The following is a 1,429-nucleotide window of genomic DNA, read 5'->3' as shown; positions in this document are numbered from 1 at the left end:
TCTTTTTAGCCCCCTAATGAACTTGGACACTCTAAGGTGTGATTCTTTATACTTAGAGTAACGAGTAATAGGGGGATTTTTTATGAAGAGGAAAGTATATCCGAAAGAACTAAAGCTTCAAGTAGTACGAGAAGCAAAAGAGACAGGGAACAAAGCTGCCGTAGCCAGACGATACGAGATTCATGTTAATCTTGTCAGCAAATGGATGAAACAGTATGAGGACGATTCTACTATAGAATGGTCTGAAGGTGTTACTTCTCCCATTGAAGTAAAACAGTTGGAACAAGAGAATGATCAGCTGAAAAAGCTACTGGGAGAAAAGGATTTAGAGATTGCGATTCTGCGTGACTTGATAAAAAAGAAGAACCCTCACTTACCGAGAAACTGGAAGTAGCACAAGAGTGGATCCAGTGTGGGTATCCCAAGCAACTGGTGTTACGAATCGTAGGAATTTCTCGTTCTACCTATTATTATCAAGAAAGAAAAGAGAATTCCATCAAGCGTGTAAGTGAGGGACGACCTGCACCTGGGTTTTCTGTGACGACAGACGAACAACGGATTTCAGATGAACAGATTAAGGAATGGGTCTCAGAGCTTATCGCTGGTGACGAATCAGTGTACGGGTATAGAAAACTAACCTATGCCTTAAGGCGGGATTATCAGCTCGTTGTGAATCACAAGAAGGTATACCGCCTGTGCAAAGAGCTAAACATTCTTCGTCCCCAGCGCCGTTTGCGCCTTCGGCACCCGAAACGTCTCGCTCGTAACCGAACGATTACCCACTCCAATCAATTGTGGGAGATGGATATCAAATACGGCTATATCGAAGGAGAAGACCGCTTTTTCTTTGTCATGTCTGTCATTGATGTGTATGATCGTTCTATCGTTGAGTACCATATCGGTACGTCTTGTACGGCGAAGGATGCCATCCATACCGTGCAACGAGCATTGTGGAAACGGAGACAGTTTGAAGAGGATACAAAGCCTGTCATTCGAACAGATAATGGTCCACAATTTGTTTCACATGCCTTTGAAGAAGCATGTCAGGAGTTTAGCATGGAACACGAACGCATCCCGCCACGGACACCAAACATGAACGCTCACATTGAGGCATTTCATAGTATCCTCGAAGAAGAATGCTTTAGACGGAATGTCTTTGACACGTACGGCGAAGCATATCAAATAGTAAGTGAATTCATCCATTTCTACAACGAACGTCGCATTCATTCTAGTATCGGCTATCGATCGCCTACAGAATTCTATGAACATAGAAATCAAGAGATCATACCTATCGCTGATGTTCGGGTATAAGTTCTTGCGAGGGAATCTGATTGGATTGCCTTCGCAAGCAAACATGAGCAATTTATAGAGATTTTGAGAATAGGTGTGATTTTAGCAAGCAAGTGTCCAAATTTAGGGGGTTAACCCG

General features: G+C 43.0%; 2 protein-coding genes. Both read left to right on the top strand.

All coding sequences use genetic code 11. The features are described from left to right. The first annotated feature begins 82 nt into the window (after positions 1–82). Positions 83–394, top strand: coding sequence for a transposase (locus J7Q84_RS18085; protein WP_209096628.1), 312 nt, complete (start codon positions 83–85; stop codon positions 392–394). Then, the gene (locus J7Q84_RS18080; RefSeq protein ID WP_280635625.1) at positions 385–1,311 is read left to right on the top strand and encodes an IS3 family transposase; all 927 of its coding nucleotides are present in this window, start codon (positions 385–387) and stop codon (positions 1,309–1,311) included. Before J7Q84_RS18085 ends, J7Q84_RS18080 begins: the two co-directional genes overlap by 10 nt. The last annotated feature ends 118 nt before the right edge of the window (positions 1,312–1,429 follow it).

This window comes from Bacillus sp. 165, assembly GCF_017742235.1.
Lineage (GTDB): Bacteria > Bacillota > Bacilli > Bacillales > Bacillaceae_G > JAGHKQ01.
The sequence above is the reverse complement of the archived record's forward strand: the minus strand, read 5'-3'. Positions and strand labels throughout refer to the sequence as shown.